Genomic DNA, 6,084 nt, shown 5'->3' on the forward strand with positions numbered 1-6,084 from the left:
GTGATGTGGAGTTCTCATGCGGCTACAATTTATTGCTTCTGATGATTTTGACAAAAAACAACCTTTATATTATATGCTGGGTGGCTTTTCCTTGAAGTGCCTGCACACTGGCAAAAATATCGTACTGCGTCAAGAAAACCTTGCCCAAGTCAATGAAATCATCACTCAAGATGGCGATTACCGACCTTCTTTTGTAGATGGTGCGTTGCTTGGTGGTGCGTTGGCTGTTGCTACCGACAGTGTGGTCGTTGGCATGGCAGGGGCTATGATGGGTTCGCTGTTGGGTGTCAACAAAATGCACTTATTGCAGCTTATTTTTGATGATGGACGCAGTTTGTTTGTCAAAGCCAGCACCAAGAACAGCGAAAAACTCAAACGCCACGCCAAAAGCACCAGCTATTTGTCGTTGAGCGAATGACGCTTAACAACCAACACAAGGCACTCGTAATGAGTGCTTTTTCATTGGAGAAATTCATGTCATTGGGTATTGAGATTCATGTGGCGGCAAACACCGCTCAATTCACCAAAAACATCAGCAAAGTCGGCAAGCAGGCATCGCTGAAAAAGAGCTATTACGCTTTACCGAGACTGCCGCTGTAATTTTTCCACATCTAAACTGGCACTACTTGACCCACGCCCCATTTTGGTAATCGTATCGGTCAGCATTTTTACACTTTGGCTAATGACCATCCCATTTAGACTGCTGGTCATTTTTAAGCCACTTTGTTCAACTTTTGCCAGCTCTCGTCTTAGGGTTTGCAGTCGCTGTTCTGTATTGCCTGTGCTAATTTCTAGGCGAACACCATAATTAGTCATGTTAATCCCCAATAAAAAACCCACAAGCTCAAACTTAGAGGGTTTTGAAGTCAAATCTTGGTTTATTGGCTTTTGCCATTTGTATCATTCTGATTTATTTGTCTTATTAAGCAAAAGTATTTTATAAAAATAACCCCAATAACTCTTGACTTAATTTATATTTAGAGTTATAATAACTCTATATTCAGCAAATCGGAGTTTAAAAATGCCACCAAGTAGCGATGAGATGATAAAACGAATGACCGATGATGGTTGGTATCTTGTGGCACAAAAAGGCTCTCATAAGCACTACAAGCACCCAACCAAAGCAGGCAAAGTAACCATTCCAAACGGCCGTGAGCATTTGCCAATAGGTACACTAAAAAGCATCATCAAACAAGCAGGGTTGGAATAACCCAACCCCCTTACAGGCATTTTAACCCACATTAACGGAGTAAAGATTATGTTATTTCCCATTGCCATTGAAAAACCTGCCAATGAACATGAATGCTATGGCGTGATTGTGCCTGATATTGCAGGGTGTTTTAGTGCAGGTGATACACCAGAAGAAGCAATTAAAAATGCCCATGAAGCCATCAGCCTACACCTAGAAAGCATGGCAGAAGACGGCGATACACTACCTACCGCCAAGCCCATTTTTTACCACCAAGGCAATAGCGACTATGACGGTATGCTATGGGCAGTGGTAGAAGTGGATATATCCGCCTTTATGGGCAAGGCAGAGAAAATCAATGTAACCTTGCCAAGCCTACTTATCACCAAAATTGATGATAAGGTAAATGCCCATAAGTCTTTATACAAAAGCCGTTCTAACTATTTAGCACAGCTTGCTATGGCGGATTTGGCATAAGATTGCGATTTAATAAAAAAGGTCTTTTGACCGCCTTTCATTTAAAAACCCTTGATACAACCAATATCAAGGGTTTTTACTTATCTGGCTATTTTTTCACTCACGCCACAAGCCGAGCATCGTCAATGGCAAATACACCAGCATCTAAGGTTTCTCTGTCTATCATAGCAGGGTGTGCATCCACCACATCACTGATGTCTTTTACCGTCAAGGGCAGGGGCGTGCCTGTCATGCCAATATATCGCCTAGCACGGCTTGCCATATAAAAAACATGAATAATCATGCTGATGGCATGGCTATTTTCAGGCTCTTTTGGCACTTCAAGCCCCAAATACTGCCTGACTTGTATGTCAAAGTCAGACAGCTCTAACCTTTGGTATTGCCACCTTTGGACGGCTTTTTTTTGGTGGTTTCTACCTGCTGTGCGTGCTTGTTCTGAATGTCATAAGATTGGCCAACCACCAAATTTAACAGCCCATCAACACAAAGCACCATGTCTACAAAATTATCACAATTGCAAGGCAACTCCTCACCATCTTCATCAGTAACACCACGCCAGTCTTTAATCAAATACTGACCGACGATTTTTGGGAATGTCTCCAAGCCATCTTCATCAGACAGATTTAACAGGTCTTCGGTGAATTCACGCACACGGTGCTTGGTGTTGGCTTGCTGATAAAGCGGATGCGACGCACCATAAATCTCAAATGCAACGCCATTGCCATAATCCACCCATTCACAAGGGGTGTTTTTAATTGTTGTTTTTCTCGTTTTGTAATTTTCATCGTATTTTCTCCATCAGTCTGCCAAAACTTTTGTCATGGTTGGTGCTTGCTCAACAACAGTATAAGTCACAGACTGATTGATGATGTCGTTCATGCCACCGCTTGGTGTCTCGCCTGATACTTGTGCCTTTGGAATGGTTAGCACATACTTTGAGTTATCAGAAAATTTTAAGGTAAGTTCAATGGCGACTGTCGCACCTGTTACCTGCTTATTGACAATTTCTTGGGCTTTTTTACCATAGGCTAGGGTCAAACTGCCGTCCATTTTTGCCATCATTTCAAGCAAATTGCCTGCAAAGATGCCACCGCCTAGGCAGCGTTGTTCTTGGATATTGTTATCCAGCTTAAAATCAAATGCCGTCGCACACGCTACGCCCTTAGTAGTAACACCATCAATCTTGATGTCTTCAACAGACAGCGAAATAACTTTCTGTAGCTGACCTGCTGGTGTTGGCGTTTTGCTATATGCTGTATCATTTTGGTTTTTATAATCAGAACCCATTAAGCCGAATTTTGCTGTTGCATAGCCACTGTCTGATAACGACAGCTCAAAAGTATTGACACGCACACCGCCATAATAGTGAAAAATACCAACATCTTTAAAAGCAACTTCTATGGCATATTTTTTGACAACATCTCCGCCAAAGCTTAGGGTCTTGTCAGACCAATTGTTACAAGCTGCCGCCGACAATAACTCATCGTAAACATCTTTAGAAAACTCCACCTCAACATCACCAGATAATGACCCTGATGTTACCAATCCTGCCGAGCTGATGCGACCATCGGTAATGGTTTCGCTTTGTGTATTTTCAAAAGATACCGATAAACCGTTGGATTTATACGGCAGGACTTTCCAACCTGTTTTTGGCACTTCATCGGTCGTTTGCGGTGCATAATTAACTTGAACTCTTGAACCACGAGACATAAACATTTACTCCATAAAAAAGCCCATTTGGGCGGTTAAAAAGTGTTTACAAATGTTATCATCTGTATTATTATAACAAATAAAATCAAGGGCTAATGATAAAACACCACCCCAATAAAGAAATTAGCAATGCCATACAGTATGCCCTAGACAATGGTTGGCATTTAGTTGATAGCGGTAAATCTAGCCACGCCTACTGTCGCTTGCGTTGTAATTTTGGACATAGCACCCACCAAATGAGTGTGTGGAGTACCCCAAGAAACCCACAAAATCACGCCAAGCAAATCATACGCAAAGTAAACGAATGCACAGGAGTAAACCAATGAATACTTATCACTTTACCATTGTTGTACGAGACGCTGTTTTTGATGACGACTTAGAGGATAAGCTGTTTAATGCAGGGCTAGATGATGCCTTGCTATGCACTTTTGATGATATGGTTTATTTGGAATTTGACCGACAAGCCATAGATGCCAAAACAGCAATTTCTACCGCCCTTGATAATCTACGCCAAGCAGGGTTTAGCGACTTAATCCTACAAGAAAGAGGGGTGTCATCTCTGGCAGAAATAGCAAAACGCCTAAATGTATCACGCACCACGCTGACCAATTATGCCAATAATAAACGAGGTGCTGGCAATTTCCCCAAGCCTGTTTATGGCATTTTGTCAGGTTCAGCGTTGTATGCGTGGGCAGAAGTGGCGAGCTGGCTTTACAAGCAAGGTAAGTTGCCACAAAGCGACTATGAAGTGGCAGTAAATGCCAATCTTTTTTAACCATACCGATACGGCACGCTAACATTCATCTGATAAAATCCACCGCTCGCCCCCACATTGACAATGCTTGGGGCTAACAGCTCCAAATCATCAAGCATGATACAGCCTAGATGTTTGGCTAAGCTGTCCGCCATTTGCTTGATGTTCTTTGTACCGCCTCCGTCATTATCAAAGATTTGCACAATGACCGTGCCCACTTCACGCACACAAGGCGTATCAGACAGACTGGCAATGTGGTTGATACCGCCTAAGATACTGATGCGATACCAAATACCGCTTTTAGGCGGTGTAAAATTGCGGTTTGCCCTTGCTGTGTGTGCTTGGTTAAAGTGTTCCCACTTGACAAAATGGCTCATGATGAGCCGTTCAATTTCTAAGCTGTTCATAATCGCCCATGTTGTCTTTGATGCTGTCTTTAAGGATTAGCCCAAACTTGCCAACGCACTATTCACCGCATTGCCATACACACCGCTTGGGGCTTGTTTTGACCAGCCATTTTCAATGCGTAAGGCATACGGTAGGTTGTTTTGAATGTAAATAGGGCGGTAATCCCCCACAGGTATTTGTAGCACTGTCGCTCCACTTTTTGCATGGCTTGGACTGCCGTGCGAGAAGTGGTGGGCGTTTTTGTATCGCCCTGTATCTACTGGCGATAGGGCGACAATATTATTGTAGGTGGTGGCAATCAGCGTGTTTAATGTTTCGTTGAGTTGCTTTTCTAGCTCACCTATGATGGCATCTGGGCTTTTATCCCATTTCATGACACACCCCTTAGCTGAATCACCCACGACACGCCAGCAGGGTCGGCAGATAACGCCATCACGCGCATATCATTAATGACATCATCAAGCATGGGCGTGCGGTCTATTTCTGATTGTAAGCAAATGAGCTTCACATCATTTTGTAAAATCGTGTTGCCATCAATCTCATGAGCATGATAACCTGTGAACACACCACGACCGCCATATTTGATTTGGCTGGTGCTACCTTCGCCATTCATCAGCCAATCATCGTCTGATATTTGCCTGCGAATGCCTGTAAAGTCTTTGACCGCATCTTTTAAGTCGGTATCAAAAGCGACTTTAATTTCGTCAGTGATTTCTTGTCGCATCAGTACCGCCTTACCATGACCTGTGTTTCAAATTTTTGAAGGTATGGCTTAATCAATGCCAATGCCATTTGTTCATTAGCACTGATTGCCATACCATCTGCACCACTGGCATAAGTCTTAGCAGTGGACACCTCACCTGCCTTGACAGACTTGGAGACCACCACGCCCTCAGAGCGTCCTTGATACATATCACCATCAGCCACCGCCTCTGCAATGAGTGCTCCTGCCATCAAGACATCATCAGGCACATCATCAAACTCAACCAGCCTGTGCTGTTTTAGCCAAGCATTAGCCAGCATGACAGCACGCTTGTTGTCAAAAGGCGTTTGTAGGCTTAGGCTTACAGATGCCAAAGTTATCATCAACCCCTCCAAAGCCGTTAAACTGGCTCTTTTTTCGTCCTGCTTGCCTTTGGTTTGGCTTTTGGTTGCTCGTCTGGCTCATCCGTTAGCTCTACCGTCTTGGTGCTAGGTTCATCAGACAAATCAAATACAGGGTATGTCTCCAAATAAGCCTTTGGTACCTCCCCACACACCGCATCGCATGGTTCTAAAAAATCAATCTGCCCATAGGCGTGCTTGTTACGAATGGTTAAACCATGAGATTTTGCAAAATCTTGATTTTTTTGACTAAAATCATCAGTAAAATATAAAACTTTCATAAAAACTCCAATAAAAAACGCCAGTCGTATGATTGGCGTTTTTTTAGGTTAAATACTACTGCGTTTGTAATAGTACGCCTGCTGTGTCTTTGATGTCGGTAGCGATTTGTTCCCAGTTGGTAGGCGTTGCCAATGCACCTGCATTTGGATTGTTGCCACCT

The 6,084-nt window shown here is 43.2% G+C and carries 16 protein-coding genes; 6 read left to right on the forward strand and 10 right to left on the reverse strand.

Annotated features, from left to right (window positions below; genetic code table 11):
- The first annotated feature begins 16 nt into the window (after nt 1-16).
- Together U9670_RS04360 and U9670_RS04365 are read left to right on the forward strand one after the other, a co-directional pair.
- The gene (locus tag U9670_RS04360; protein ID WP_323841573.1) at nt 17-418 is read left to right on the forward strand and encodes a hypothetical protein; all 402 of its coding nucleotides are present in this window, start codon (nt 17-19) and stop codon (nt 416-418) included.
- 29 nt (nt 419-447) lie between these two features.
- Complete coding sequence (locus U9670_RS04365; RefSeq protein WP_323841574.1) at nt 448-600, forward strand: hypothetical protein; 153 nt, start codon at nt 448-450, stop codon at nt 598-600.
- Here the strand turns inward: U9670_RS04365 and U9670_RS04370 are convergent.
- Nucleotides 580-816: a hypothetical protein gene (locus U9670_RS04370; protein WP_323841575.1), complete on the reverse strand. Its 237-nt coding sequence runs from the start codon at nt 814-816 to the stop codon at nt 580-582. The genes U9670_RS04365 and U9670_RS04370 overlap by 21 nt on opposite strands.
- A gap of 205 nt (nt 817-1,021) precedes the next feature.
- On the opposite strand from U9670_RS04370, the gene U9670_RS04375 reads away from it, so the two are divergent.
- The gene (locus U9670_RS04375; protein ID WP_323841576.1) at nt 1,022-1,210 is read left to right on the forward strand and encodes a type II toxin-antitoxin system HicA family toxin; all 189 of its coding nucleotides are present in this window, start codon (nt 1,022-1,024) and stop codon (nt 1,208-1,210) included.
- A 48-nt stretch (nt 1,211-1,258) separates the two neighbouring features.
- Complete coding sequence (locus U9670_RS04380; protein WP_323841577.1) at nt 1,259-1,666, forward strand: type II toxin-antitoxin system HicB family antitoxin; 408 nt, start codon at nt 1,259-1,261, stop codon at nt 1,664-1,666.
- A gap of 100 nt (nt 1,667-1,766) precedes the next feature.
- On the opposite strand, the gene U9670_RS04385 is transcribed toward U9670_RS04380, so the two are convergent.
- The 3 genes from U9670_RS04385 to U9670_RS04395 all read right to left on the reverse strand — a co-directional run bounded on the left by U9670_RS04385 (nt 1,767) and on the right by U9670_RS04395 (nt 3,376).
- A complete protein-coding gene (locus U9670_RS04385) occupies nt 1,767-1,985 on the reverse strand; it encodes a hypothetical protein (protein WP_323841578.1) in 219 nt (72 codons plus the stop codon).
- Nucleotides 1,986-2,032: 47 nt separating this feature from the next.
- Nucleotides 2,033-2,398: a phage-derived protein YdaY family protein gene (locus U9670_RS04390; protein WP_323841579.1), complete on the reverse strand. Its 366-nt coding sequence runs from the start codon at nt 2,396-2,398 to the stop codon at nt 2,033-2,035.
- A gap of 66 nt (nt 2,399-2,464) precedes the next feature.
- On the reverse strand, nt 2,465-3,376 hold the full coding sequence (locus U9670_RS04395; RefSeq protein WP_323841580.1) for a phage tail tube protein: 912 nt from the start codon (nt 3,374-3,376) through the stop codon (nt 2,465-2,467).
- Nucleotides 3,377-3,471: 95 nt separating this feature from the next.
- On the opposite strand from U9670_RS04395, the gene U9670_RS04400 reads away from it, so the two are divergent.
- Both U9670_RS04400 and U9670_RS04405 read left to right on the forward strand, forming a co-directional pair.
- The gene (locus U9670_RS04400) at nt 3,472-3,702 is read left to right on the forward strand and encodes a hypothetical protein (protein ID WP_323841581.1); all 231 of its coding nucleotides are present in this window, start codon (nt 3,472-3,474) and stop codon (nt 3,700-3,702) included.
- Nucleotides 3,699-4,151, forward strand: coding sequence for a helix-turn-helix transcriptional regulator (locus U9670_RS04405; RefSeq protein WP_323841582.1), 453 nt, complete (start codon nt 3,699-3,701; stop codon nt 4,149-4,151). The genes U9670_RS04400 and U9670_RS04405 overlap by 4 nt, the downstream gene beginning before the upstream one ends.
- On the opposite strand, the gene U9670_RS04410 is transcribed toward U9670_RS04405, so the two are convergent.
- The 6 genes from U9670_RS04410 to U9670_RS04435 all read right to left on the reverse strand — a co-directional run.
- Entirely contained in the window at nt 4,148-4,537 is a 390-nt protein-coding gene (locus tag U9670_RS04410) for a phage tail terminator-like protein (protein WP_323841583.1), read from the reverse strand. The two genes, U9670_RS04405 and U9670_RS04410, sit on opposite strands and share 4 nt — an antisense overlap.
- A 36-nt stretch (nt 4,538-4,573) precedes the next feature.
- Complete coding sequence (locus tag U9670_RS04415; RefSeq protein WP_323841584.1) at nt 4,574-4,912, reverse strand: HK97 gp10 family phage protein; 339 nt, start codon at nt 4,910-4,912, stop codon at nt 4,574-4,576.
- Nucleotides 4,909-5,262 carry a glutamate 5-kinase gene (locus U9670_RS04420; RefSeq protein ID WP_323841585.1) on the reverse strand — a complete coding sequence of 118 codons (354 nt, stop codon included), beginning with the start codon at nt 5,260-5,262 and terminating at the stop codon, nt 4,909-4,911. The genes U9670_RS04415 and U9670_RS04420 overlap by 4 nt, the downstream gene beginning before the upstream one ends.
- The gene (locus U9670_RS04425; RefSeq protein WP_323841586.1) at nt 5,262-5,624 is read right to left on the reverse strand and encodes a hypothetical protein; all 363 of its coding nucleotides are present in this window, start codon (nt 5,622-5,624) and stop codon (nt 5,262-5,264) included. Before U9670_RS04425 ends, U9670_RS04420 begins: the two co-directional genes overlap by 1 nt.
- Nucleotides 5,625-5,641: 17 nt before the next feature.
- The gene (locus U9670_RS04430; protein WP_323841587.1) at nt 5,642-5,923 is read right to left on the reverse strand and encodes a hypothetical protein; all 282 of its coding nucleotides are present in this window, start codon (nt 5,921-5,923) and stop codon (nt 5,642-5,644) included.
- Nucleotides 5,924-5,978: 55 nt separating this feature from the next.
- On the reverse strand, nt 5,979-6,084 hold a 106-nt coding region (locus U9670_RS04435; protein ID WP_323841599.1), incomplete at its 5' end, for a major capsid protein.

This window comes from Moraxella tarda (genome assembly GCF_035181405.1).
In the GTDB taxonomy this organism is placed as follows: domain Bacteria; phylum Pseudomonadota; class Gammaproteobacteria; order Pseudomonadales; family Moraxellaceae; genus Moraxella.

Bases quoted from the DNA above. Each gene is read 5' to 3' on its own strand.
- U9670_RS04415 (WP_323841584.1), bottom strand. From the start codon at position 4,912: ATGAAATGGGATAAAAGCCCAGATGCCATCATAGGTGAGCTAGAAAAG.
- U9670_RS04405 (WP_323841582.1), top strand. From the start codon at position 3,699: ATGAATACTTATCACTTTACCATTGTTGTACGAGACGCTGTTTTTGAT.
- U9670_RS04370 (WP_323841575.1), bottom strand. From the start codon at position 816: ATGACTAATTATGGTGTTCGCCTAGAAATTAGCACAGGCAATACAGAA.
- U9670_RS04375 (WP_323841576.1), top strand. From the start codon at position 1,022: ATGCCACCAAGTAGCGATGAGATGATAAAACGAATGACCGATGATGGT.
- U9670_RS04395 (WP_323841580.1), bottom strand. From the start codon at position 3,376: ATGTCTCGTGGTTCAAGAGTTCAAGTTAATTATGCACCGCAAACGACC.
- U9670_RS04400 (WP_323841581.1), top strand. From the start codon at position 3,472: ATGATAAAACACCACCCCAATAAAGAAATTAGCAATGCCATACAGTAT.
- U9670_RS04430 (WP_323841587.1), bottom strand. From the start codon at position 5,923: ATGAAAGTTTTATATTTTACTGATGATTTTAGTCAAAAAAATCAAGAT.
- U9670_RS04380 (WP_323841577.1), top strand. From the start codon at position 1,259: ATGTTATTTCCCATTGCCATTGAAAAACCTGCCAATGAACATGAATGC.
- U9670_RS04365 (WP_323841574.1), top strand. From the start codon at position 448: ATGAGTGCTTTTTCATTGGAGAAATTCATGTCATTGGGTATTGAGATT.
- U9670_RS04410 (WP_323841583.1), bottom strand. From the start codon at position 4,537: ATGAACAGCTTAGAAATTGAACGGCTCATCATGAGCCATTTTGTCAAG.
- U9670_RS04425 (WP_323841586.1), bottom strand. From the start codon at position 5,624: ATGATAACTTTGGCATCTGTAAGCCTAAGCCTACAAACGCCTTTTGAC.
- U9670_RS04360 (WP_323841573.1), top strand. From the start codon at position 17: ATGCGGCTACAATTTATTGCTTCTGATGATTTTGACAAAAAACAACCT.
- U9670_RS04420 (WP_323841585.1), bottom strand. From the start codon at position 5,262: ATGCGACAAGAAATCACTGACGAAATTAAAGTCGCTTTTGATACCGAC.